At 42.4% G+C, this 24,882-nt stretch carries 18 protein-coding genes; 12 read left to right on the forward strand and 6 right to left on the reverse strand.

Annotation, left to right across the window (positions count from 1 at the left end):
* Window positions 1–238: 238 nt before the first annotated feature.
* The 7 genes from OCV36_RS20035 to OCV36_RS20065 all read left to right on the forward strand — a co-directional run bounded on the left by OCV36_RS20035 (window position 239) and on the right by OCV36_RS20065 (window position 9,478).
* Window positions 239–1,978, forward strand: a complete 1,740-nt coding sequence (locus tag OCV36_RS20035) for a bifunctional metallophosphatase/5'-nucleotidase (protein WP_135457843.1) — start codon at window positions 239–241, stop codon at window positions 1,976–1,978.
* Window positions 1,979–2,617: 639 nt separating this feature from the next.
* Window positions 2,618–3,619 (forward strand): TerC/Alx family metal homeostasis membrane protein, encoded by a 1,002-nt coding sequence (locus tag OCV36_RS20040; RefSeq protein WP_029224955.1) that lies wholly within the window; start codon window positions 2,618–2,620, stop codon window positions 3,617–3,619.
* Window positions 3,620–3,931: 312 nt separating this feature from the next.
* A complete protein-coding gene (locus tag OCV36_RS20045) occupies window positions 3,932–4,120 on the forward strand; it encodes a hypothetical protein (protein WP_017079198.1) in 189 nt (62 codons plus the stop codon).
* Between the two features lie 238 nt (window positions 4,121–4,358).
* The gene (locus tag OCV36_RS20050; protein WP_102576224.1) at window positions 4,359–5,099 is read left to right on the forward strand and encodes a DUF1223 domain-containing protein; all 741 of its coding nucleotides are present in this window, start codon (window positions 4,359–4,361) and stop codon (window positions 5,097–5,099) included.
* Between the two features lie 206 nt (window positions 5,100–5,305).
* Window positions 5,306–6,595, forward strand: coding sequence for a DEAD/DEAH box helicase (locus OCV36_RS20055; protein ID WP_135457845.1), 1,290 nt, complete (start codon window positions 5,306–5,308; stop codon window positions 6,593–6,595).
* A gap of 195 nt (window positions 6,596–6,790) precedes the next feature.
* A complete protein-coding gene (locus tag OCV36_RS20060) occupies window positions 6,791–8,494 on the forward strand; it encodes an autotransporter assembly complex protein TamA (protein WP_135457848.1) in 1,704 nt (567 codons plus the stop codon).
* 102 nt (window positions 8,495–8,596) lie between these two features.
* Window positions 8,597–9,478, forward strand: coding sequence for an aspartate/glutamate racemase family protein (locus OCV36_RS20065; protein WP_017059808.1), 882 nt, complete (start codon window positions 8,597–8,599; stop codon window positions 9,476–9,478).
* Window positions 9,479–9,611: 133 nt separating this feature from the next.
* Here the strand turns inward: OCV36_RS20065 and OCV36_RS20070 are convergent, their stop codons facing one another.
* The 6 genes from OCV36_RS20070 to OCV36_RS20095 form a co-directional block, all read right to left on the reverse strand.
* A complete protein-coding gene (locus OCV36_RS20070; RefSeq protein WP_135457850.1) occupies window positions 9,612–11,069 on the reverse strand; it encodes a phospholipase D family protein in 1,458 nt (485 codons plus the stop codon).
* 79 nt (window positions 11,070–11,148) lie between these two features.
* The gene (locus OCV36_RS20075) at window positions 11,149–13,395 is read right to left on the reverse strand and encodes a carboxylesterase family protein (RefSeq protein WP_135457852.1); all 2,247 of its coding nucleotides are present in this window, start codon (window positions 13,393–13,395) and stop codon (window positions 11,149–11,151) included.
* Window positions 13,396–13,525: 130 nt separating this feature from the next.
* A complete protein-coding gene (locus OCV36_RS20080; RefSeq protein WP_135457853.1) occupies window positions 13,526–15,184 on the reverse strand; it encodes a hypothetical protein in 1,659 nt (552 codons plus the stop codon).
* 322 nt (window positions 15,185–15,506) lie between these two features.
* On the reverse strand, window positions 15,507–16,862 hold the full coding sequence (locus tag OCV36_RS20085; protein ID WP_135457855.1) for an FUSC family protein: 1,356 nt from the start codon (window positions 16,860–16,862) through the stop codon (window positions 15,507–15,509).
* Between the two features lie 9 nt (window positions 16,863–16,871).
* Entirely contained in the window at window positions 16,872–17,738 is an 867-nt protein-coding gene (locus tag OCV36_RS20090; RefSeq protein WP_135457857.1) for an HlyD family secretion protein, read from the reverse strand.
* A 10-nt stretch (window positions 17,739–17,748) separates the two neighbouring features.
* Entirely contained in the window at window positions 17,749–17,961 is a 213-nt protein-coding gene (locus OCV36_RS20095) for a DUF1656 domain-containing protein (protein ID WP_010429574.1), read from the reverse strand.
* 472 nt (window positions 17,962–18,433) lie between these two features.
* Between OCV36_RS20095 and aspT the strand changes: the two genes are divergently transcribed.
* The 5 genes from aspT to OCV36_RS20120 all read left to right on the forward strand — a co-directional run bounded on the left by aspT (window position 18,434) and on the right by OCV36_RS20120 (window position 24,843).
* Window positions 18,434–20,149: an aspartate-alanine antiporter gene (aspT, locus tag OCV36_RS20100; RefSeq protein ID WP_135457859.1), complete on the forward strand. Its 1,716-nt coding sequence runs from the start codon at window positions 18,434–18,436 to the stop codon at window positions 20,147–20,149.
* Window positions 20,150–20,311: 162 nt separating this feature from the next.
* Window positions 20,312–21,910 carry a bifunctional aspartate transaminase/aspartate 4-decarboxylase gene (locus OCV36_RS20105; protein WP_135457861.1) on the forward strand — a complete coding sequence of 533 codons (1,599 nt, stop codon included), beginning with the start codon at window positions 20,312–20,314 and terminating at the stop codon, window positions 21,908–21,910.
* A 211-nt stretch (window positions 21,911–22,121) separates the two neighbouring features.
* Window positions 22,122–22,979, forward strand: coding sequence for a pyridoxal kinase PdxY (pdxY, locus tag OCV36_RS20110; RefSeq protein WP_135457863.1), 858 nt, complete (start codon window positions 22,122–22,124; stop codon window positions 22,977–22,979).
* A gap of 249 nt (window positions 22,980–23,228) precedes the next feature.
* On the forward strand, window positions 23,229–24,401 hold the full coding sequence (locus OCV36_RS20115) for a patatin-like phospholipase family protein (RefSeq protein ID WP_135457865.1): 1,173 nt from the start codon (window positions 23,229–23,231) through the stop codon (window positions 24,399–24,401).
* Window positions 24,402–24,417: 16 nt separating this feature from the next.
* Window positions 24,418–24,843 (forward strand): hypothetical protein, encoded by a 426-nt coding sequence (locus tag OCV36_RS20120; RefSeq protein WP_135457867.1) that lies wholly within the window; start codon window positions 24,418–24,420, stop codon window positions 24,841–24,843.
* Window positions 24,844–24,882: the final 39 nt, after the last annotated feature.

Below are 24,882 nucleotides of genomic sequence, written 5' to 3' on the forward strand. Positions count from 1 at the left end.
AGGCTTGCTCCTAACGGAAGAGTCTGCTAATTATTTGAAAGCTAACAGATATCTTTAATCATAATCGATAATTGTTTATTCGGTATGCTCATTTGTCACAAAACCCGCTCTTTATTAATACAGCGCAAAATGAGATTTTTGATCTATATAGAGAAATTTATTGCAGTGCAGTTTCATAAAATTCACGATTCTGTCATGATTCTCGACCTAGTATGAAGGGACAAAGAGAGAAGAAAATATGACTAAAAATAATAAGCCGACAAAAATAGTGTTGGCACACATCAACGACACCCACTCATACTTTGAACCAACCTCATTACAGCTATCACTTAAAATGAACAACCACATCATTGAACCTTATGTCAGTGCTGGTGGCTTTGCTCGAATCTCAACACGTTTCAAACAAATAGAACAAGATGCCCAGCGACAAAAGGTTGGAACCTTGTTTTTACACGCCGGAGACTGCTTCCAGGGCACTTTGTACTTTTCTCTGTTCAAGGGAAAAGCGAACGCCGACCTTTTAAATGCTCTGAATATAGATGCTATGACGCTCGGCAATCATGAGCTAGACATGGGTAATGAGCCCGTTGCGATTTTCGCGAAAAGAATCAAATTCCCGCTGTTGGCCGGTAACTGGAATCTATCGAATGAGGATATCAATAAAACTCATACCTTAGCGGACAACGAAATTGTTAAGCCTTATCTGACTAAAACGCGAAGTGCTTCTTTTATAACGAAAGAGTTTGATGGCGAGAAGGTAGCCATATTCGGCTTAAGCATCGACAAGATGGCAGGCATTGCTAATCCAGATATCGATACACCATTTGAAAATGCTTTAGAAACAGCAAAAGCGACCATTGAGCAGATTCATAAAGCTGGCATCAACAAGATTGTGTTACTTAGCCATCTTGGTTACGAAGCTGATTTAGAGTTAGCAGCCAACGTAACAGGTATTGGTGTCATTGTTGGTGGTCATAGTCATCGCTTACAAGGTGATTTCTCTGATATTGGCTTAGTTAAAGATGATGATTACGGTGTGAAAGTCGGTGACACCTATGTTGTGCAAGCGGGTTTCCACGCAATGAGCCTCGGACACTGCGAAATCGAGTTCGATGCTGAAGGCAAAGTGACTCACTTTAACGGTAAGAACGAACTGCTGTTAGGCCGTCGACTGTTTATAGACGCGAAACTGAGTGAAGTAGGACAAGACGACGCCCACGATATGGCATGTGAGTTCTTAAACAACCACCAGAATATTGCGGTATGTAAGAAAGATCCTGAACTACAAAGCATTCTTACCGACAAATACCAGCCTAGAGTTAGGAAGCTTCAGCAACAAGTTATCGCTCATGCCGATACAAAACTTCGCCATGTGCGTATTCCTGATGAACAAGGTCCAAGCCAACTTGCGCCGTTGGTTGCTCAGTCATTTCACTACTTGATGAATAAGAAAGGCCATGAAGTCGATTTCGCGATTCATAATTCTGGCGGCGTCAGAAATTCACTGAATAGTGGTGATGTTTCGGTTGCCGATATTGCCGGAAAACTACTACCGTTTGCCGTACCCATTGGTGTGTATGAAGTAAAAGGTGAAACGATCGCAGGCATGCTTGAAGGTGCAATCAACAATGCTTTGGATAATGGCGTTGTAGGGACAGGTTCAGGCAGTTTCCCTTATACGCATAACCTGAGGTTCTGTTATCACAAAGAAGCGCCTCTAGGGCATAGGATTCACCATTTAGAAATTCACTCTGAAGCATTGGGCTGGCAGGCTGTTTCTCGTGACCGTGTCTATCGAGGCGCGTCGTCAGCCTACACCATGAAAGGAAAAGAGGGCTATAACGCAGTCCTGGATATGATAGGTGATGGCGTGGTTACGACCGACTCAATGGCTGACTGTTTTATCGAGTTTCTACAAGACCACCCAGAGTCACTGCAACACAACGAGCCGCTGAATTGTTTGGAGTGTTTTAAATAGCCACAGGTAATGCTTATGGTTGGTATTATTAGTTTTGCCTATTTATAAATTTGGCATTGTTTATGCTTTATTCCTGCAGGTTGCCTTCTTGTGGAGATAAGCATGGATAAGAAAGATTGGTTGGATGCAGTAGCGGTGGTTGGTTGGGTGTCTGTTTGGTCAGCGTTGGTGTACTTGGTGCCTACTGCGGGTTTATAACGTAGCGTGCCTTGAAGTGAACTGTCAGACAAAGCGCGTACAAGACTCGTTCGTTATTCGTATCATTGAGTAACGGATTTGTATCACTGAGTAACGGTATTAGGGGTTAATTCTCTCAGTAGTATTCTCAGCATCAATACGAATGTCGTTTTGACAAACCTATAGAAATAAATGAGGAGCGTTTTGCTCCTTTTTTATTTATTTCCGAAAATTTTTCTAGACGAAACAAAGATAGGGGAATATTATCCACGCGTTTGGGGAGTAGTTAGCGCAAGTTTACATATCGTCATCTCGTTAGGCCAAGAGTCTATCCGGTATGTAAAGGTGAAATCCCATATTTCACTTCAACGAGACCAACGCAATCACAATCAAGATCCGTCGTGGAACTTGATATGTTTTGTTTGCGGAAGGTCTTGAACAGTTCTTCCGCCCGGAGGAATAATGAACTCAACTCAATCTCTATTATCTACAAATAGTGAATCCTTTTTTTCATCGCCAATCATGACGACTTATGCGGGCTTTTTCCTGCTGACAGTAATTCTCGTCTCTATTGATATCTATCAGACTCGTGGTGGTAGTGTCACCATCAAGAAAGCGGCAATTTGGAGCGTTTTCTGGTTTGTGCTCGCGTTTTTATTTGCTGGTTCCATTTACCTTTTTTGGGACATCTATGCGCCGAATAGTGAATACACAGCCCAAAAAGCAACCGTGTCATTTATTACCGGTTACTTGCTAGAAAAATCCCTTAGTGTAGACAACTTGTTCGTTTTCGCGATGATCTTTGCTCAATACCAAGTTCCTGAGCATCTAAGACCTCGTGCGCTTCTTTGGGGCGTAATTGGCGCATTAGTGCTTCGTGCAATTATGATCGCATTAGGTGCTCAACTGTTGGCAGAATACCACTGGGTACTTTATGTATTTGCTGCGTTCCTAATTGGTACGGGTATTAAGCTGGCGTTAGACAAGGGCGAAGAGGAGAGCGTGAATACGCTACCTGAGAAGTTACTTCGTAAAGTGATGCCTGTAACTGAAAACTTCCACGGCCCAGCGTTGATGATCAAGCAAGGCACTAAATGGGTGCTGACGCCAATGATGTTGGTGATTGGTGCAATTGCGGTCATGGATGTGATGTTCGCATTGGATTCTATTCCTGCGATTTTCGCCGTTACGCGAGAACCATTCTTAGTACTGGCTGCGAACGTATTTGCATTGCTTGGCCTTCGTTCTTTGTACTTTGTTCTTCAAGGCATGATGGATAAGTTCATCTACTTGAAGCCTGCACTGGCATTCATCATGGTGTTCATTGGTGTGAAAATGCTATTGGTTGACAGTGAGTGGGCTATCCCAACGTATTGGTCGCTAGCTGTTCTGATTTCTACTATGACGATTGCAGTTATAGCGTCGATTTATGCGAAGAAGCCAGACATTGAACAAGTAAATTAAAACAAAAATAACTTATCGAAAACTCGATAAGGATTAGGTGGTCAATGAAGACTGAAATTTATTTATGTAAATTTTTTGTGACATTGACCGCTGTTACTTGAGGGTTATTTGTACTAAATGCATGATTTAGGCGCTGTTGTGAATTTTTACTCATCAAGTGTGAATATGTATTTCAAGGTATTGTTAATGGCTTGTTTTATTAGAAAAACTAATCTGAATTTCTAATTTTAGTCATTTTTTAACCTGCAAAAGATCACCTATTATTCTTGTCATCAGAACGAACCACATAAACAAATTTATAGAGAGGCAATCATGGCTCAAGCAATGCAAATGAATACTATCGCTGTTCCTAACTCTATGGATAAGAAGACCTACTCGGTTAACATCAAAGGATTGATTGCACACATTTTCGATATTCTTTTCGTAGACAACTCTCCACGTAGTTACTACGCAAGCGACCTATCTGGTCACATGCAACGCGATATCGGTATCAACCGTTAATTCCAGCGTAAACGCATTGAATTAAAGAAATACAGAATTAGAAAACGCCAGCTTCTAAAGCTGGCGTTTTTGTATCTGAAAGAAAGCTTTATATCTGAAATAAGCTGTGTGTCTGAAATAGACTAAGCATCTGAAATAACCCCGACATCTGAAAGAAACTCATCACCTGAAAGAAAGACTTAGGCATAACGGTCTGTATTTGAGCGCCAGTAAATTCGCTTTGTACAAGGATCACGGTATGTCACACGCCAAATGCAACTCACCATTGATTAAACTCTGTTTACTTGCCTTGCCAATTGGTGCCTACTCCTCTGTGTCGTTTGCACAAACGTGGAGTAACGAAGGACAGCCTGCGCAGGTTATCGAACTTTTTACCTCTGAAGGTTGTTCGAGTTGTCCGCCTGCTGATGAATACCTCAGCACTTTTGAAGATCATCCGAAACTCTGGACACAAGTCATTCCGCTCGCTTATCACGTTGACTACTGGGATTACCTAGGTTGGGGAGACAAGTTCGCCAGCAAAGCGTTCAGTCAGAAGCAACGCTTATACAAAGCTTACGGGGTAACAAGTGGCGTTTATACTCCAGGCTTTGTTGTCGACGGTAAAGAGTGGCGCGGTTACTTCAATTGGCTCGACCGAAACTTACCGTCAATGACCGAGCAAACAAGCCCTAATTTAACCGTTGAACGAAAAAATGACTCTTTTACGGTGAGTTATGAAGGTAAAGGCACTTATGTTGCCCATATAGCCTTATTAGCGATGAACGAAGTCACTAGTGTTAAAGCCGGAGAAAACAGAGGTAAGAAACTCAAGCATGATTTTGTCGTGGTTTACGACGGCTATCAACGTGGTGAGTCTCAATGGCAATTTAATGTGAATTTCGCTCCATTGGTCGCCACGCCAGATGCCGTAGCCGTGTGGTTAACCGAGCCAAACTCATATGTTCCGACGCAAACAGTCGCTGGATGGTTAAATTGAGTGGAAGGTATGACAATCTATTGAGGCAAAGGCATAGAAGTAAAGCGGCGCGAGAATAGTTTTGGTATCACTTACTTCATCTCCGGATGTATTTTGGTTGGTCTTAATTGCTTAAACAACAGTGAAAAGGGCGATTTAGTTACGTAATACGGCTGAAATACGTTAGTATAGCGCGCTATTATTTTAGCTTTGAGTTCCTGCAATTAATGACTAACACCACAACACCAACCAACTTTTCTGATCTTGGCTTAATTTCACCATTGATGGCTCGTCTTACCGAGCTTGAATACCAACAGCCAACGCCTATCCAAGCGCAAGTTATTCCAAGTGTGTTAGCAGGACGCGACCTAATTGCAGGCGCAAATACCGGTTCAGGTAAAACCGCGGCATTTGCACTTCCACTATTACAGCAGATTCATGAAGATGCACCTTTAGACCGTCGTTCGGGCAAAGGTAACTATGTTTCTGGCCTTATCTTGGTTCCAACACGCGAGCTTGCTAAGCAAGTTGCCGATAGCGTTAAGTCTTACGCAGTGCATTTCAACGGTGCAATTAAAACCGTTTGTGTATTCGGTGGTGTGTCGGTGAACACTCAGATGCAAGCGCTACGTGGCGGTACAGATATCTTGGTGGCAACACCAGGTCGATTGCTTGACCTGATCTCAAGCAACGCTATCAAACTCGATAAAGTAAAGACGTTAGTGCTTGATGAAGCGGACCGCATGTTGAGCCTTGGCTTTACAGAAGAACTAGACGCGATCTTGAAACTTCTTCCTAGCAAAAAGCAAACCTTGCTGTTCTCTGCGACTTTCCCAGAGCAAGTTAAAACATTAACTCACGAATTACTGAACGACCCGATTGAAGTTCAACTTCAAAGTGCAAACGCGAGCACATTGGTGCAGCGTGTATTCGAAGTTGAGAAAGGACGCAAGACAGCTCTGCTAGCACATCTGATTCAACAACACCAATGGCGACAAGCTCTGATCTTCGTTAATGCGAAAAACAGTTGTGAGCACTTGGCAGACAAGCTTTACAAGCGCGGTATCATCGCAGAAGTATTCCACGGTGATAAAGGGCAGGGTTCACGTACTCGTATCCTTGAAGATTTCAAATCTGGAGAGATTGACGTTTTAATCGCGACAGACATCGCTGCTCGTGGCTTGGACATTGAAAAACTTCCAGTTGTAATCAACTTTGATTTACCAAGAAGCCCATCAGATTACATGCACCGTATCGGTCGAAGTGGCCGTGCAGGTGAGGTTGGCCTTGCGTTGTCATTGATCGATCACGAAGATTACCATCACTTCAAGATCATCGAGAAGAAGAACAAAATCCGTCTTGACCGTGAGCAAGTAGAAGGTTTTGAAGTGGATGAAGAAGCAACCGCTGAACTTGTTGCAGCGTTAAAACCTGTCGCACCACCCGAAGGGACTGGCAAAAAGAAGAAAAATAAAAAAGCTCAAACTAATCATGATATTTGGTTGAGAGATTACTGATAATCAGTAAATAGTAGGGATTTAAAAGGCGCTTATGAGCGCCTTTTTTGTTTCTGTAGTACGGGGATTTGAGTCGTAAACAAGCGACTGTTACGGTGCTAAACAACAAGATAAGTTCATTCGGAGGATAGCGTCCTCCATAAGAGATTCAGCGATTTAACGCTTTGCTCATAACCTGTTCGGGTTTTGAGCAAATTGGGTAACCGCGTGAAGACCTCGATTAAACAATTAGTGCTGGTAGCTTCATTTTTCCTGTTTACCCAACACTCTTCGAGAGCTGCTGAATTTGAGATTAAAGGGGTTAATAAAACTCTCACCGAAAATGTAGAATTATATTTAGAACCTTTAGCCGATGTTCCTGCGTCACAGCTATCTAAACGTATTCAAGATGCGCTCAATCCTTATGGTTATTATCACCCTCAGCTAGATATCGAATTCAATGATTCTGATAACGTGATCATTAACATCGATTCTGGTCCTGTCATGCGCATCGCAGAATCGATAGTAAAAGTCACAGGCGAAGCGAGTAAAAATGAAGAGTTCATCAACATACTCAATCATAGCAAGTTAGGCTCAGGTTTAACTTTGTCTCATCAAGAATACGACCAAACTAAGCGTGCGATTTTCTCTTTAGCGAAGCGGAAAGGTTATTTTGACGGTAGGTTTATCGAGTCAAAAATTGAAGTGATTCCCAGCGAGAACATCGCCAACATTTACCTGCACTTTTCAAGTGGGCCACGATACAAGTTTGGTTCTATAAGTATTCCAGATGATGGCGTTGATCCTACTCGTATCGAGAAAATACCTACCTTTAAAAAAGGTGATGACTTTGACACCATCAAGTTAGGTGAACTGCAATCTGATTTGTCTGACACTCTATGGTTTCGCAGCGTCGTTGTGCACAGTGAGTTCAACCACCTTGATAACAGTCTGGAAGTCCCAATTGAAATCATCGCGGAGCCAAGCTCACGTGATATTGTTCAAGTTGGTGGTGGTTATTCTACCGATCTCGGATTTCGAGCCTCTCTGAACTGGTTAAAACCTTGGTACAACCGAAGGGGACACAGTTTTGAAACACAGACATATTTGTCTGAACAAGAGCAGTCGCTTCAATTAGGGTATAAAATCCCGACGGAAAAGGTAACGACCGATTACTTTGGTATTCAGTTTGAATCGAAACGTATTGATCGTCGAGACACAAAAAGCTTTTCAAACGATCTTAAGTTTGAACGTTACTGGCAACTAGACAGCGATTGGCAAAGTACTATTTACGTCAAATACTTGCACGAGCAGTACCGTCAGGCCTCTGAAGAAGAGCAATCTCAATTGTTCTTACCTGGAATCAGCTTTTCTCAGGTTGATCGTAAGAATGATCAATTGGAGCTTAATCATCGACACATCTATTCTATTGAGTATTCTGACCCTAATCTGTTCTCTGATTCAAGGCTATTACGGTTGGAAGGAAACAGTGTAGTTTCTTGGGATATTAGTGATGAGCAAAAGCTTCATTTCCGTTCTAACGTCGGCATTAATATCGCAAAATCATTATCGGATGTGCCTTCCTCGCTTCGTTATTTTGCTGGTGGAGACGGCAACTTGCGGGGCTATGGTTATGAATCGATTTCTCCTAGAGACGAGAATGGCGAGTTAACGGGGGCACGTTATATGTTAACGGCTGGAATCGAGTATCAGCATCAAGTTTATCGTTCAATTTGGTTGGGTGCCTTTCTTGATGTGGGAGATGCATTTGATCAACAAGCGGATTGGAAGCGTGGCACGGGAGTGAGCTTGATTTGGAACTCACAGCTTATGCCAGTCAAACTCGATTTTGCCTATGGTCTGGATGCGCCCGAAGGTGATGAATTCCGTATCCATTTTTCTCTAGGCACTCAGTTTTAATATTTACGGGTCTCAGGGAGGGTTTGATCCATCTAATGGGATTCTAGGAAATCAAGCAAGCGTAATAACCTTTGTGCTTAAATAAACATAAAGGTAAATACGATGAAAAAAGTACGATTTGGCGTCTTTGGTAATATGGGACCTGAAGCTGATGCGTTATTCCAAGATATCGTTGCTAAGAAAGAGATCGAGCATGGTGCGCTAAAAGACCAAGATCATATGGCCATGATTGTGGTTAAAAATTCAGATATTCCGGACCGCTCTGAAGCAATTAACGAAGGCGGCACCGACCCTGTTCCAGAGCTTATTGAGTCAGCGTGCATTTTAGAACATGCCAATGTTCAATTTGGCGTAATGACCTGCAATACCGCTCATTACTTCAGACCTGAAGTTCAAAAACATACCAATGTTTATATCGTCGATATGCTTCAAACCACGGTTGATCAGATCAAAGAAGACAATCCGGAAGCAATTGTTGGTATTCTGTGTACCAATGGTACTTACAACTCGGGAATCTATGACCGTTACTTAACTGACGCCAATCTGGTGTTTGTTAAGCCAGATGCCTTTGAGCAAGAGCATAACGTACATAGCGCTATCTATGGTGAAGTGACGGGGGAGATGACAGAGTGTGGTCAAGCGATTCGTAAAACAAACGGTATTAAAGCCGGTCAGTTTGACCATAATGCAGCGCTACTTTCGATTGCTGTACAAAGTATCGTTGATAAAGGGGTAAATACCGTGATTTTAGGGTGTACTGAACTTCCTCTTGTTAGAAAACAGCTTGCAAGTGCATTTCCAACTATCAAACTTATTGACCCAATGGAAGCTGTGGCTGAGCGTGTTGTAGATATCTATCGACTAGCAGAACAGTATGTCGAACGTGACCATCTTGATTACGACATTAGTGATGTTGAATCTATTTACACAACGTTAGATATGGTTAACTACGTAGCTAAGAGAGCGATGACTCGTCGTTTATAAACTGAGATCTGCTTGCCTGAAACATAAATAAACCGCGAATCACGCGGTTTTTATGTTTTGAAGATTGATGAATTACAAAGAATTGCAGACAAATAAGGACTTTATGATTCTGACACACTCACGGGCATTAGTATTAAAGCTCAAACTCGCCGTTTATTTTGCGGAACAACCAATCCGGCAACGTATTCCATGAACTGTAATCAGGGTTCTTAGTCTGTTTTTGTTCCCCTGAAACCCAAGTAGTCTCACCTGATTGGGCACGTGACACCTCCCAGAATAACTCCTCTTTCTGACGTGTTAAGTAACGTATCACTTGCTGAGCAAACGCTTCGCTGTCGATCAGTACCCCCAGCTCGACATTCAAAAAGTCCGATCTTGGGTCAAAGTTAGAAGAACCAATGTAGGTAAAACGGTCATCTAAAATTACTGTCTTGTTGTGGTAGTAGGTATCAACATGAAAGTAGTGATCATCATTGATAGCTTGGCTTTTGTACTCATAGATACCTACGCCTTTGTCGAGTAAAGTCTCACGGTGTTTTTCGTAATACGCTGGTACAAAGCCTGAATCATTGGAAGCCGATGAGTTGGTCAGTAAAGTGACTTCGGCTTGGTTCTCTCTGAGCGCATCGACAAACACAAACTGATTATTGCTTGGCACCATATAAGGCGTAGAAATTATAGCCTTAGTTGGCGTCGCTACTTTTTGCTTCATTAAGTGCTCTGTACGTTGACGAAAGTAAGGCTTGTTGTCATTGAGCTTCTCCAGTGAGTCAAATACCGGCGTGACAGAGGCCGAAATGAACTTCGGTTGGTTTAAGCTCTTTATCTGCCTTTCGACTTCAGACGTGATCAACGCTGTATTCTTCTCGCCTTTGTTTAACGCTTTGGTGAACGCTTGGTATTGTTCGGTCTCCTGGATTTGAATGCGCTCTTGAATTGGCACTACGTATTCGCTCTCCCAAAGTGCTTGGTAGTTTCGGTCGAAAGACGCTATTACCGTACCTCGAAACAGAACGTCCATATCAAAGAAATTGGCATTTTCGCTATAACCAAAGTAATCATTACCAATATTTCTTCCGCCCAAAATCATCGATTGATGGTCAACATTGAAGTACTTCTCGTGAAGTCGATTATCCAGTTGTTTTTGGTGAGTCGAGAAGTTGAACGCGCGGCCAATCCAGCCAACTTTACGTGATTCAAAAGGGTTGAACAGTCGAATCTCAATATTGGCGTGTGAGTCCAATTCCGCTAGCCATTTATCATTAAAAACCAGTAAGTCATCTAAGGTTAGTCGGACGTGAACATCACGATCTGCCGCTTGCTTTAGCTCGTTTAGAAGCATCAAACCAAGCGTGTCACGCTCCCAAGAGAAGTAAGTCATATCAATCGAGTGTTGTGCTTGGCGAACGAGCTCGATACGACGAGCGAAGGCTTCTGGCGCAGTCGGGATCAGGTACACCTCAGCGTGATGTTCTGTGCTTTTCCAGTTTGCTTCGAAGTCAGGTTCAACATCGGGATAAGGTTGGGCGCAGCCAGTAACTAAGATCGACAAAAATAGCACCATCAGCGCGTGAATACGAGTGAAGTACATTGTGATGTTCCATAAAAATAGGGTAGAGGTGACAATGGCCAGATAACTGGCCATTGCGGGAGTGGTTGATGATTAAACGTTAGTCCTGATTAGGGATTTCGTAATCAGACATGTATTTTAAGGTAAGCCCAAGATCATTTAAGCCTTGAAGTCTGCCGTTAAGCATACTGTCATCTTCAGATTCGTTGAATCGAACATCCCAATTGTCTTCAATGGTTATTTGACCGTCACCATCGACGAACAGTACATTATCTTGTTGCTGGCTGTACTCATAGTCGGTAAACAGATTGTCGCTGAACCATAGGCGAGACATGTCGTTCATCAAAGCTTGGTCTTTTGAACTTAGGCTCACTTCTGAACCGTCTAGTTTATACGGTTTGTTGAAAATAAACGGCAGTTCTGAACCACCACAAGCACCGGATATACAAGCAAACGTTTTTAGCAGGTCACCGATATCTAAATCGCCATCTTCACCTTGAGTGTTGTATGTCCAAACGTTAAAGCTTGGCTTATACGCAAAGTGGTACATAGATACTGGGGTATTCATATCTTCAGAAGAACGAATCGCTTGGTTACGAGCAGGGGCTTGGAATAGCATGTCATTCATCAATGTCTTAAATTGGGACATGTTCTTCGTTGCACCACCAAGTTCATTCTCAGACCATGGCGCGTAATCGGATAAACCTAATACATCATTGTTGAAGTCGGCATTTCCTAGACCGAAAAACAGCTTAGCTACCGCTTCGTACGCCGTTGATGGCAACAAGTCGAGTAGGTCACCCAGTTCTATTTGAGTTTGAACTTCATCTAACGAAAGCGTTGATACCATATCGATTACTCGTTGTTGGTTGTCATCAACTTGAAGCCATACCGCTAACTCCAAACCTTTATTGCCTTCGCTAAGTGATTCAAAAGTACCGTTGTCGATGTCCTCTTGTAATAACTCCAAAATCGTTGGAATCAAGAACGTGAGGGCAGGTAACGTACTCATAGTGTTAGCGTCTTTTTCATTGTTACCGATGACAGTTGGTACTGAAAAACTTTCAAATACCGGTTGGTTGGTTAGGTGTAAACCTTGATTTGTACCATTTCTGTCTATATATGGTGCAAATGGCATTAAATTGGACATTGGAGTATTGCTATCATCATTTATAACCCCTAGCACACTGCTTTCAACCCAATTTAGCACCTTGTTTACTGGTGAAAGTAAGGTGTCACGTTGTGCTTCGAGGATCTTGTCTAGTGTTAAATTTTGTTGTTGATCGATAGAGTCATCTGCACATACAGTTATAGTTGCTAAATATGGCAGGTCATCGGCGATAGATTCCAAAACGTTTTGTATGTCCTCTGGCAGTATATCCAAAGCCAGTAAAGCTTCTAAAGCGACTTTTAAGGCATTCAATTGAGTCTTTGTATCAGTTGTCTCTAATGCTTCACACACAGAAACACTACTATTTTGTGCTGTTGCGTTGCTTTTGTATTCAAAACCGTAAGGATTACTCTGCATAATCGCACGATTAAAGTACTTCATGTCACCGTTAACATTGACTATAGAGTCCACCACGTTATCTTGTTGAAGAACACCCACAGACATCGCACCTGAGCCTTGTCCCATCAAAGTGACATCTTCAGCATTACCGCCAAATTTAGAAATGTTCTTGTTCACCCATTGAAGCGCACGTTTTTGGTCACCAATGCCGAAATTACCACCTTTTTCGTCGTCTACCCACATGGATCCCAAAAGACCCAAACGGTAATTAAATGTCACGTAAATAAACGGGTTACCTTCATCCGCGCCTTGCGCTACAACCGTATCACCTTGGATGAGCGGCTCTGCACCAGAGCCATATTCAAAGTCACCACCGTGGACGAATACATAAACCGGTAGATCTGCATCAGTATCTACGCCTACTGGACGCCAAATGTTAAGGTTCAAACAGTCTTCAGATTGTGTCTGTGAAACGGTCTTCAATTGAGGACATGCATCACCAAAGGAAGTGGCATCGACAATGCCTTCTGAGTTCAACAGCTCAGTCAGTTCTACAGGGGTGCTGTGCTCAAAACGTTCAGCATCCGCAAAGCGAATACCTTTGAAGGTTTCAACAGAAGCCAGTTTGTCGTCTTTGGTATTTGAAGTTAGAACCAACTCTTCTTTGGTCGCTTTTATCGTTACGTCACCGATTTGAGCATCGAATGGTTTAGCCGGTGCCGGAACTAGCGGTTCTGGTTTGTCTGGGAGTGGAACTGTAGGGGCGGTATCTGTATCGCAACCTGCTAACGCAGCAGCAATAGTAAGGGCGATCATAGAGCGGTATGCAATAGTCATAAAAAGAGTTTCCACAATAGTATTCGGCGTAGTCTGTTTAATCGTCATCTACGTAGATAACAGAGCTACAAAATTTCTTATCAAGAACAACCTGGTTTTAAGGGCTAGGCTGGAACCCCAAGCTCAGTGACTAGAATCGATAGCCAAGATTCAGCGTTACAGCCGAACGAGTTTCACCTTTGTTGTACAACACGGTCATGTTGTAATGCTTGCCGATCTGTTTGTTAACCCCTGTTAGGAATGCCCACTGATCGATGTCGACACCAACGTCATAATCAAATTCGATGTCATCGGTTTTTACAGTGCCTTGCATACGAGAATTTAAACCTTGGTATTCAGCACCAACGAAAAATTGAGCTCGATAATCGACAAACTGGTAACCCAACATGGGTTGAACAGTGACAATGCCATCGCCCCAATCATCCATTCCTTTCAGGCGTGTTTGTGAATAGGTACCTGTGACTGAGGCAAAGAACTCTTTGTAACCAACAGATAATGTGGTGCCCGCACCGCGTAAGTCATATTCAAGATGAAGTGGTACATTCAAACGGCCACTGTTACATAAGGCAGAGACACCTTCGCAAAGTGCGTTACCTAGCCCAGGCAATTTGTCATTGAGTTTGTCTTTTAGGTATTCACCTGCTGCGCCGGTATAAGCCGCATCCACATTCGCATCAACGTTTACCTTTCCTACATATCCGAATACATTCCAGAATGGCAGGATATTTACGTCACCGCGTATCGAAATGCTTTCTGCTTTAACTGTCGCAACGCTATCTTCAGGATCAAATAAGTCATTCAAGCGAACACCACCAATCACGTAATCAGTCATTGGAATGTCCATGTCTTGGTTGCGATAAGCCACTGATACACCGAATGGAAGAGGCAAATCAATGCCTTGACGGCGCACCATGTCACCCATTAACGGAAAAACTCGGTCTAGCTTGACGCTCGCTTCTTGCATTCTTGGGTCTGATACTTCCTGAAGTCTTTCTTCATTCAGAACTTGTACACCGTTGTCGTCTTCATATAGTGCAACGGGCTCAACTAAACTCGTCATCTTCATGGGTTTGTTCTTTGATGTACCTATGACTTCAGTTGTTTTACTTGTAATAACAACCTTTCCAGAATCCAATGTGTAAAACTTAATCTCTTGACGATAGTTTTCTACTTTGTATACGTGGTGATTAAATGGCTTATCGTTAGTGATCAGCATGCGCCTAGGTTCGCCATCGATTAACTCAATGTCGACATTCAAAAAACGGAAATACGCGATGTCTTGAGGCAGTCCATACTTAGAATAATCGAAGCTGATGATTACCTTGTTATCGTCAATTTCTTTCACGCGCACTGAGGATGAATCAAAGCTTTCAGCGTAATCACGTAAGCGATATTCGGTACGTGTGAACGCTTCGATCTCATCTAGCAAGTTTTCGTTCTCATCGATTTCTTCTGGGTTGTATTTGATACGAAGATCGATGTTGCCTTTGCTGTCGGTGTTCTTGACGAGGTAGACGCTTGAGTCACGAACGTCATCACCAACTTGCAGAGTACGATGTGCGTGTTCAACTAAGTGCTCACCTTGTACTAGTGAGCTGATTGCTAGCTTTGGCAAGTCATGACTGATGCCATATTTGTCAAACAGTACTCGACCTTGCTCTTTGACTTCAGTGTAAGTCTTGGTTTCTGCTGCTGACGCAAAAGTGGGAGTAGTAAGTAATAGGGCGCTCGCTAACACAGAAAGAGTATGGGTCTTACAGGCGCTGTTGCGGATTTCAAAAAAACTCATGACGGTTTCCACGCTGAGTGGCCTCAAACCTTCGAGGCTCAAACAGTCGATGTAAAACTGAACTTCGTGTTCAGTTGTTATGTATCTATCCATTAGGATTGCTAGTGTGAATGTCGCGACTAAAAATGCATTGCGTCAATCAATGAGAGGATTTTAAGAGCAGGTGGTAAATCGCGTTAATCGCGTTTGATGGATGCTATCCTACTTAAATAAATAACCATTATAAAATATTGATTTTTATAGTTTTTATCGGATATAAAAACGGCTTGCTAAGTAAAATACTTGGCAGACCGTATTGTTATCGTGGTTTATGTATTGAGCTTTAAGCGGTGACCTTCACTCTAAATAGATCAGTAAACAGCTTGGCTATCATTAAAATGATTAAAATATTAACCAACATTAATAGCGGCGTTTCAATTTGGTAAACGGGCGTAAGGTTGAGAGCTCCAGATGTCAGTACAACTAACAAATTAACACCTAGTATCCGATGCACCATGAGTTTAGGCGTGGCGAACACTTTCCATATCACCATAATGTTAAGGAAGTAGAATAGACCGAGCTCCCATAACTCTGTCATTAATGGCATCACAAAGATGTATTGCAACAGAATCACCGATCCTGTGCCCAAAACACCATAGAAGGCATCCTTAATAACGCTTGGTGGCATGGTCGGCACCATAGAAGAGAATACACTGGCTAACATAGGAAATATAAACCCGCCCGGCACTGGGAGATAAATCCAAATCAATAGTGATGTGATAAACATCGACACGCCTTGCAGCACTTTGCGCCCATCTTCATTCAAATGTTCAACAAACGTACGATGAGCATGATGCCAAGACACTTCTTTATGATCGCCCATTACATTGAGTTCACCTTCAACAAGAGATTGATCTGGTGTTAATACATCGAACGTCTTCAAGTTCTTAATAATAACCGACCACTGGATACCCAAGTTAGATTCGCTGTTACTTTGTTTGATTAATACATCTTGGATATGCGCCATTTCATCGATACGCAAACGCCATGTTTGGATGTTCTCTTTAAGGTGGTAACTTCCAGTCAGTGGCAAATCTAAAAGTTGATACAGCTTATCAATATTTGCGGTGTTGTTTTCAAGAGCGGCAATGTCGATGTCGAATGTTTTTTTCATTGCATCTAATAACGCTTGTTTACTTGTTTCGAAACGTTGTACAAAGTTGAGCTCAGTATTCACAGGCCACACGATGCGATACACAAAAGAGAAGACCATAACTCCTAGCAGTGTCTCTTGAAGCCTAAGAACAGCAAAGTGAAAGGTGGTTTGGCTATCAAACCCGCCCATGCATGCAACAATTGAACACACGGCAAATCCAATTGAAAAGATATAACCGTACTTCTCGTCGCTCGACATCAAGATACACACACCAAGGAACAGGGTGAAAAATGTAAGAAACAAGAAACGATCTTGAGAAAACATGGCGATAAGGAAAAAGGCATAACTGGTCCCTAACAAGGTTCCCATTAACCGGTTATGGCCTTTGTTTATTGAATGGGCGAAGCTCTCGTTCAATGCCATCACTGCTACGGCTATCGCAGCCCAATACGGTTTTTCCCAACCAAACCACAATGCTAGGCAGATTGCGATAACGATAGAGAGTGCGGCTTTAATCGCGTCTTTAGTCGATGCATTGAACATTAGAATCACCTAGCTATTTTTGATTATTTTAATCGAGGCAGTCATACCAACGCGCAGTTGTACGTCTTCTGGTATTTTGTTTAGCTTTACTTTGATTGGGATGCGTTGAGCTAAACGTATCCATTGAAAGTTTGGATTAACGTTTGGCAACAAATCATTGCCTGTGCTGCCGTCTTGCTTGGCAATACCAAAGCCAATACTTTTGATATGTCCTTCTAGTTGAACATTGTTGTGCATCATTAAGGTCACATAGGCAGTGTCCTGAGCGTCGACGCCGACTAAATCTGTCTCTTTGAAATAACCTTCAATCCAAAAGCTATCTTCATCAATTAACGCAACCACAGGTGAATTCGCGACAGCTTGAGAACCTACACGTAGGTTCAGGTTAGTGATGTAGCCGTTAGTAGGCGCGTATACCTTGGTGTACTCAAGGTTCAAATGTGCTTCTTCTACGTTAGCTTTTGCTAGTTCTACATTCGCGGCGCTTGTTTCTACAGCGTTGTTTAAGTTGTTTAGAGTAAGAACGGGTACTGCTCCGGGTGTTCTTTTCTCTAAATTCAAGGCGCGTTGCTCTTCATTTTTGGCTTTGGCGAGTAGGGCAAACGCTTGTTTTTGAGTGGCAAGTGCTTTTTTGTAGGTCGCCTTGTAAATACTCGGATCGATTTCAAAAAGAAGATCGCCTTTTTTCACTTTAGAGTTATCTTCGACATGTACTTCAATCACTTGACCCGTTACTCGAGGTGTAATCGAGACAATATAAGCACTAACTTGTCCGTCTCTGGTCCACGGATTGCTTGAGTAAGATTGGTAATAGCTATAAACCACAGTTCCCGCTGCTGCCAATAATAAAAGTGTGATGAGATAACGTTTGATCACAGTAAGTGCCTCAAAAAATGGTAATAAAATGGCCGATAGCGCCAGTAAAAATCACGATTAAGCTCAGTTCTGCTATTGCAGGAAAGGCGACGTACTTATGAAGGCCAAACCTTGTAGCGATTGACCCTGTCAGCATTGTCAATATGTAAGCCAGTGCGATAACCAATAACAGCGGTGGGAAGTAGACTTCACCCCACACAAGTTCATGTGGCATTGTGTTCATGGTTCTTTTCTCTATTTGTTTGATGAATACAAAGATAACGGAATTCGATTTATTGTGATAATCGCGTATAGAGGATCGGATCCATCAAAAGTCCGAATTTATTCGGTGACTATGTTCACTACATCTTTCTTTAGTGCCGTAAGCCAGTAGAACAAGGGCAGGTAGGTTACCGTTCTGGTTTCAAAAACATTTAATCGCAATTTATTTCGAAAATAACCTGCTTCTTCTAGTGTCAGATAAATGCAGTTAAAACAACGACTTTAGAGTTAAATTACGCATTAATAGCTCTCCAAATAGTCAAAGTGATGATTTGATCCATCAAATGAGATTACATATTAAAACCTTTTGTTCTTAATATTCGATTCGAAGCAACGAGATGCTTTATTTATTTTGAATAATCCAACAAATATCATTATTAAGTTATTCGTTAGATTATTTACTCCTTATATTTAGTAACAAGAGTAAATTTGTCATGGACATTATTTCTAATCTGTTTGACATGGCACCATTTGTCGCACTATTTATTACACTTTCATTGGGTTATATGGTTGGTAAAATTACTATCGGCCGATTTGTTTTAGGCGGGGTAGCCGGAACATTATTAATGGGTGTAATTATTGGGCAATTTGGTGTTCAGATTGATCCCGGCGTAAAAAGTATTTTCTTTGCGCTCTTTATTTATGCTGTGGGTTATCAAGGCGGTGCGCAATTCTTTAAAGCCCTTAACTTCAGAACAATTAACATTCTGCTCTCTGCGGTTGTTATGACGGTTTCGGGCTTATTGTGTGTGCTTGCTGCTGCTTGGTTATTTGACCTAGATAGAGGTACAGCTGCAGGTCTAGCGGCTGGTGGCTTAACTCAATCTGCGATCATTGGTACTGCAGGCGATGCGATTGCACGTTTAGGCGGCGTATCTGAAGAAGCCAAACACCTGATGCAAACAAATGTCGCTGTTGGTTACGCGGTAACATATATCTTTGGTTCTTTAGGGCCAATCTTGATGGTGACTTGGGTATTCCCAACACTGATGAAATGGGACATTCGAGCTGAAGCGATAGCCCTAGAAGAAAAAAACTCTAGCGGTAAACGCGAACTGGCACCTGGTGAATTTAATGCGGTTACGGCATTAGTTACCCGTGCGTTTAAAGTGAGTTCTGGAGACAAGTTAGTCGGAAATACCTTAGCACAGTTAAATAACACATCGCTTTCTGCTTGTATCGAATTGATTGAGCGTGATGGCCATGAGCTTAATGCAGACAAGTTCACAGTACTCAAAGAAGGTGACATCATCGTTGTAACTGGTCGTAGAAATGCGGTCCAAGAGTTACAGGGTAGCGCTCGTGGCAAAGAAGTATCTCTTCCTGAAAGCTATGAAATTATAGAAGAAAATCGTCAACTTATCGCTGATAACCGCAAGCTGATTGGTTGTTCGCTAAGAGAAATCAAAGACAGCTCAAACGAACGTTCATTCCGTGGCGTGTATGTGACAGACTACATGCGTGCAGGTACTTCAGTGGCCATTACTGAAAACCTTATTGTTGAAAAGAACGATGTTATCCAGCTAACGGGTACCGCTCAAGACATCAACCGAGTTGAAAAACACATCGGTAAGCGCATGGGTTCAGCAGCCATGACTGACTTTGTCATTCTTGGCTTGGGTATGGTTGTTGGTCTGCTTATTGGTTTGATTAGCTTTGAAATCGCTGGTATCCCAGTAACGATCGGTTCTGGTGCAGGTTGTTTGATCTCTGGTTTATTCGTTGGCTGGATTCGAAGCCGAAACCCTCACATTGCACAGTTTCCAGTTGGAGCCGTTAACTTTATTCGTGACTTTGGCCTAGCAGCTTTTGTTGGAATTGTGGGCCTACAAGCAGGCCCTCAAGCGGTTGATACCATCAAAGAGCACGGTATGTCACTTCTGTTCTTGGGTATGGCAGTCACCATCATTCCACAGATTATTTCATTCTTCTTCTCGTACTTTGTGTTGAAGATCAAGAACCCAGTAGAAGCTTTAGGTTGTGTTACTGGCGGACGCAGCGCAAACCCTGGCTTTGCGGCATTAATGGAAAAAACAGGCAATGCAACACCTGTATTTACTTTCACAGTAACTTACGCAGTAGCTAATGTTCTACTTACATTGTGGGGTCCCATCATCGTCGGCATTATTACGGTTAATGCGGGTATGTAATTGAACCTAAGAATTAATTACCGATTTAAAAGACACTAAAAAATTATCACCTTATTAAAAGGCCTACCCAATAATGAAATAGGATAGGCCTGAATAATCATACTTAAATAAACACTTCATTTTAATTGAAAGTGTTTAAGATTAAATTATTAGGTAAATATCATGACTAAACAAAATACAACTATCGACTTTTCCAAATTCGCTGATTTAAGCCCGTTTGAATTAAAAGACAAATTAATTGAAGTTGCGCAAACAGTACCAGACCGTACTTTATTAGATGCAGGTCGTGGTAATCCTAACTTCCTAGCAACATTGCCACGTAAAGCATTTATTCGCTTGGGTGAATTCGCAGTAATGGAAGCGGAGCGCACATACTCTTACTTAGATGGTAGCTTTGGCGGCATTCCAGATGGTGTTGGTATTGTTGAGCGTTTTGATTCTTACGCAAACAACAATCAACAGAACCCAGGTGTTCAATTCATTGAAAAAGCTCTGAGCTACGCAAAAGATCGCTTAGGTATCGAGAAGCAAGTGTTCTTAAATGAGCTAGTGAATGCGTATTTAGCGTGTAACTACCCAGTACCACCACGCATGCTGACGAATATCGAAAGCGTTGTAAAACAATACATTGCAGAAGAGATGTACGGTCCAATGCCAATGACGACAGATTTCGATCTGTTTGCAACGGAAGGCGGTACGGCATCGATGACGTATACGTTCCAAACCATGTTTCACAACGGTCTACTAAAGAAAGGCGATAAGGTTGCGTTAATCACACCAATCTTCACACCTTACCTAGAAATCCCAGAGCTTTCTGAATACGAACTAGAAATTGTTGAGCTTCGTTTAGATGAGACAACATGGCAGCTACCTATGTCTGAAATCCAGAAGCTTGAAGACAAGGACATCAAACTGCTATGTGTGGTAAACCCAGCAAACCCTGCATCAGTGAAGTTCTCTGATGAGACTCTGAATAACCTTTCAGACTTCGTTAACACACAACGTAGTGATCTGTTCATTATCACCGATGATGTATACGGTACATTCGCAGACGATTTCGTTTCACTGTTTGCCAAACTTCCATACAACACGCTTTGTGTTTACTCATTCTCTAAGTACTTCGGTGCGACAGGCTGGCGCCTTGGCTCGATTGCGATTCAGCACAACAATGTGTTCGATGATGCAATGCGCAGCCAACCAGAAACTCGTCAGCTGGAACTGGATGATCGCTACAAGACGCTAGACCCAGAACCACGCGGCATTAAGTTCATTGACCGTATCGTTGCAGACAGCCGAAGTGTTGCATTAAACCACACTGCCGGTCTTTCACTACCACAACAAGTTCAAATGGCGCTGTTCTCATTGAACTGCCTAATGGACTCAGAGCAAAACTACAAAGAAGCGTGCAAACGTATTATTCGCGAGCGTTACAAAACTTTGTACAAAAATATGGGTATTGAAATTGAAGAAAACGAAGACCGTGTGGACTACTACACATTGCTTGAGCTCGACACTTTGGGCGGCAAATTGTACGGCCCAGCTTTCGTTGAATGGTTCAAAGCGAACGAGAAGGGTAAAGACTTCCTGTTCCGCCTTGCACACGAAACTGGTGTTATCTTGCTTCCTGGCAAAGGCTTCGATGTAGTACACGCTTCTGTTCGTGTGTCACTGGCTAACCTGACTCACCACGAGTACGAACTGATTGGCCGCGCAACACGCAAGGTGTTAGACGAACACTTCGCTGAGTTTCAAGGCGAATAAATTTTAGTCAAACTTAAAACCGAAGACTCGATTTTAAGTCAATGACGTTCAACTCACTAAGAATAAGCCTCGGCGATGTCGAGGCTATTCCGACCAAATAAGCACAATGGTTAGAAGGCAAAAACTGCTTATCTTGACGTTCCGTTGTGTTTATTTAGTCGTCTTACCCTAGTAATCCAAAATCTAATTCAAAATGAAAAAAGAGCGGCGTATGAAAAGCATTATTTCTATTCAATCTCACGTGGTTTATGGGCATGCAGGCAACAGCTCTGTGGTTTTTCCAATCCAAAGAATGGGACTCGATGTGTGGCCAATCCATACTGTTCAGTTCTCTAATCACACTCAATATGAACAAGGTTGGACGGGGCAAACATTTAGTTCGGACGATATTCGAAACTTAGTTCGAGGATTAGACAACATCAGTGCGTTGAAAGATTGTGGGGCGGTCTTATCGGGCTATCAGGGAAGTGCAGACCAATGCAAAGCGGTTGCCGAGGCGGTGAACCTCATTAAAGAAAAGAACCATAGTGCACTCTATGTTTGTGATCCTGTCATGGGTGACCCAGATAAAGGTTGCATTGTTGATGAGGGCGTTAAAGCGGCTATTGCCAAACACTTATTGCCTATTGCAGATGTCATCGTGCCAAACCAATTTGAGCTGAGCGAATTGACCAATACAAAGATCTACTCACTTTATGATGCAGTTACAGCCTGTAAGAAAGCTCTGGAACTTGGGCCAAAGATCGTGCTAGTGAAACATCTGCAATCATTACCTGACGACGCATTCAGTATGATCCTAGCAACGAAAAAAGCATGCTATTTAGCTCAAAGACCGAACATCGAATTTGATAAACAGCCGGTTGGTGTAGGTGACCTTATTTCTGGCCTCTTTACCGCAGGGTTAATGAAAAGGATGTCTCCAGTCGCTGCATTTCGACATACGAATAACGCCGTTTATGGTGTGTTGGAATTGACAAAGAGTTACGGCACTTGGGAGCTACAAACGATTAACGCTCAATATGAATTTGTTGAACCAACCCATGACTTCAATGTAGTCAAGATCGGATAGGCCTATACGTTATTTATAGCGTTAGAACTCATGGAAGCTTGAACCGCACGTAACTGATTGAAGTGTGGTTTTTTCGATGGGTAGCGTCCTCCAAACGAGATTACGAGTTAAGCCGGATCCTAGCTATATTACGACCACAAAGAGATGGACTTCACTTTATCCCTATTTATTAACCTCTCTGTTTTTTATTTCTCTTTTTATTAAACAGAGTCTCTGGATTATTTTAGAGAACATTAAATGAGCCTAAATATGAACCGTCTAATTTCTTCGGGTTTTACTGTAGCTATGTCTTTGCTCGTGGTGGCTTGTAGCTCACCTCACACATTGGATGTACGCGTAAACAAAGACAATTACAAAGAAGTCACTGTAGAAGATGCATCATCAATAGCAGAGCCACTGCGTATTTGGGCGAGTGAGGCGCCAGACTTCTTATACTCTGCAGACGATCAAACCACGCCGATTACTGTATCAGGCGATCAACTGAACATCTTGGCATTGTCAGGAGGTGGCGCAAACGGAGCTTTTGGTGCGGGTATCTTGATAGGGCTTGAAGAATCAGGCCAGCTGAAGGACTACTCCATAGTGACTGGCATCAGCGCAGGAGCATTAATGGCACCGTTTGTGTTTATCGGGGGAGACGCGTTTTCGAAGATGAAAGAAGTAATGTTGAACATCAATGATAAATCAGTGCTCGGAAAAAAGAACTTTTTGAACACTGTCTTTAAAGATGCGTTTACCGATGGAGAACACTTGTACCAGTTTATTGCTGAGGCTTTCCCTGAACCAATGATTGAGCAAATTGCAACGCAACATCGCAGCGGCAAACGTCTGTTTATTGGCACCACACATTTTGATTCTGGCGAACTTGTCATTTGGAATGTGGGTGCAATAGCAAACAGTGACATGCCAAATAAGTCTGAACTCATTTATAAGGTCTTGGCGGCAAGTGCTTCCATTCCCGGAGTATTCCCACCGCAGTTCATCAATGTGGAACATGAAGGTGTAATTTTTGAAGAGTTGCACGTCGATGGCGGTTTAGCGACTCAAGTGTTCTTCAATCCATCTAACTTCGATTATCAACAGATCTCAGATTCACTTGGGTTAAAGGCGCCACCACAACTCGATGTTATTCGAAATGGCTCGCTGAAAGCACCGTATCACTCGCTCAGAGATAAGGGACTCGATTTGGTAGCAAAGAGTGTATCAAGCCTGACTCTTGCTCAAACACGTGGTGACCTATATCGAATGAAATACATCAGTGAAATCAATAATATCGGTATGCAATTCACTTATATGGAACACGACTTTGGATATGCGAAACGCACCAAAGACATGTTTGATGAACATTACTTATTAACCATATATGAATATGGTTATCACAAAGCAACTCAGGGGGAACCTTGGGTAACAGAATTACCTTAATTAGGGATATTGTAAAATGAATAAAACAGCATTAACGCTACTTATCATGGCAACGTCTAGCGCTGCAGTGGCACAAAACGGGACCTCAATGGATCAACAGAAAGTCGATAATGACATGCTACAACTGGTCGACGTTCAACAAGAAGCGGCGTTGCTCATGGTTGAAGAAAATTCAGATTACGTGGCGATTGATTACATTGGTTTGTGGGTTGAAGTGAACAATTACGTTACACACCAAGAAGCCAAGCAACGCCAACTTCAAAAAAACACCAAAAAATACATTTACTCGCAAACGGGTGAAACTCTAGAGTCCATTGAGCAGCGTATTGCTGAACATATTCAAGCGGATCAACCTAGATATTTCAGTGTCGATGTTTACCGCAATTACCACGGTGATTCAGGCGACTTTAACTACTTAGCACGAGTTATCGAATACATTTAAGTTATTCGTTACACATCAATGATAGAACCTACTGACTTA

Origin of the sequence: Vibrio echinoideorum (assembly GCF_024347455.1) — a bacterium.
Classification (GTDB): Bacteria; Pseudomonadota; Gammaproteobacteria; order Enterobacterales; family Vibrionaceae; genus Vibrio; species Vibrio echinoideorum.

Coding starts and splice junctions, on each gene's coding strand:
- OCV36_RS20035 (WP_135457843.1), top strand. CDS start 239: ATGACTAAAAATAATAAGCCGACAAAAATAGTGTTGGCACACATCAAC.
- OCV36_RS20040 (WP_029224955.1), top strand. CDS start 2,618: ATGAACTCAACTCAATCTCTATTATCTACAAATAGTGAATCCTTTTTT.
- OCV36_RS20045 (WP_017079198.1), top strand. CDS start 3,932: ATGGCTCAAGCAATGCAAATGAATACTATCGCTGTTCCTAACTCTATG.
- OCV36_RS20050 (WP_102576224.1), top strand. CDS start 4,359: ATGTCACACGCCAAATGCAACTCACCATTGATTAAACTCTGTTTACTT.
- OCV36_RS20055 (WP_135457845.1), top strand. CDS start 5,306: ATGACTAACACCACAACACCAACCAACTTTTCTGATCTTGGCTTAATT.
- OCV36_RS20065 (WP_017059808.1), top strand. CDS start 8,597: ATGAAAAAAGTACGATTTGGCGTCTTTGGTAATATGGGACCTGAAGCT.
- OCV36_RS20070 (WP_135457850.1), bottom strand. CDS start 11,069: ATGTACTTCACTCGTATTCACGCGCTGATGGTGCTATTTTTGTCGATC.
- OCV36_RS20075 (WP_135457852.1), bottom strand. CDS start 13,395: ATGACTATTGCATACCGCTCTATGATCGCCCTTACTATTGCTGCTGCG.
- OCV36_RS20080 (WP_135457853.1), bottom strand. CDS start 15,184: ATGAGTTTTTTTGAAATCCGCAACAGCGCCTGTAAGACCCATACTCTT.
- OCV36_RS20085 (WP_135457855.1), bottom strand. CDS start 16,862: ATGTTCAATGCATCGACTAAAGACGCGATTAAAGCCGCACTCTCTATC.
- OCV36_RS20095 (WP_010429574.1), bottom strand. CDS start 17,961: ATGAACACAATGCCACATGAACTTGTGTGGGGTGAAGTCTACTTCCCA.
- aspT (WP_135457859.1), top strand. CDS start 18,434: ATGGACATTATTTCTAATCTGTTTGACATGGCACCATTTGTCGCACTA.
- OCV36_RS20105 (WP_135457861.1), top strand. CDS start 20,312: ATGACTAAACAAAATACAACTATCGACTTTTCCAAATTCGCTGATTTA.
- pdxY (WP_135457863.1), top strand. CDS start 22,122: ATGAAAAGCATTATTTCTATTCAATCTCACGTGGTTTATGGGCATGCA.
- OCV36_RS20115 (WP_135457865.1), top strand. CDS start 23,229: ATGAACCGTCTAATTTCTTCGGGTTTTACTGTAGCTATGTCTTTGCTC.
- OCV36_RS20120 (WP_135457867.1), top strand. CDS start 24,418: ATGAATAAAACAGCATTAACGCTACTTATCATGGCAACGTCTAGCGCT.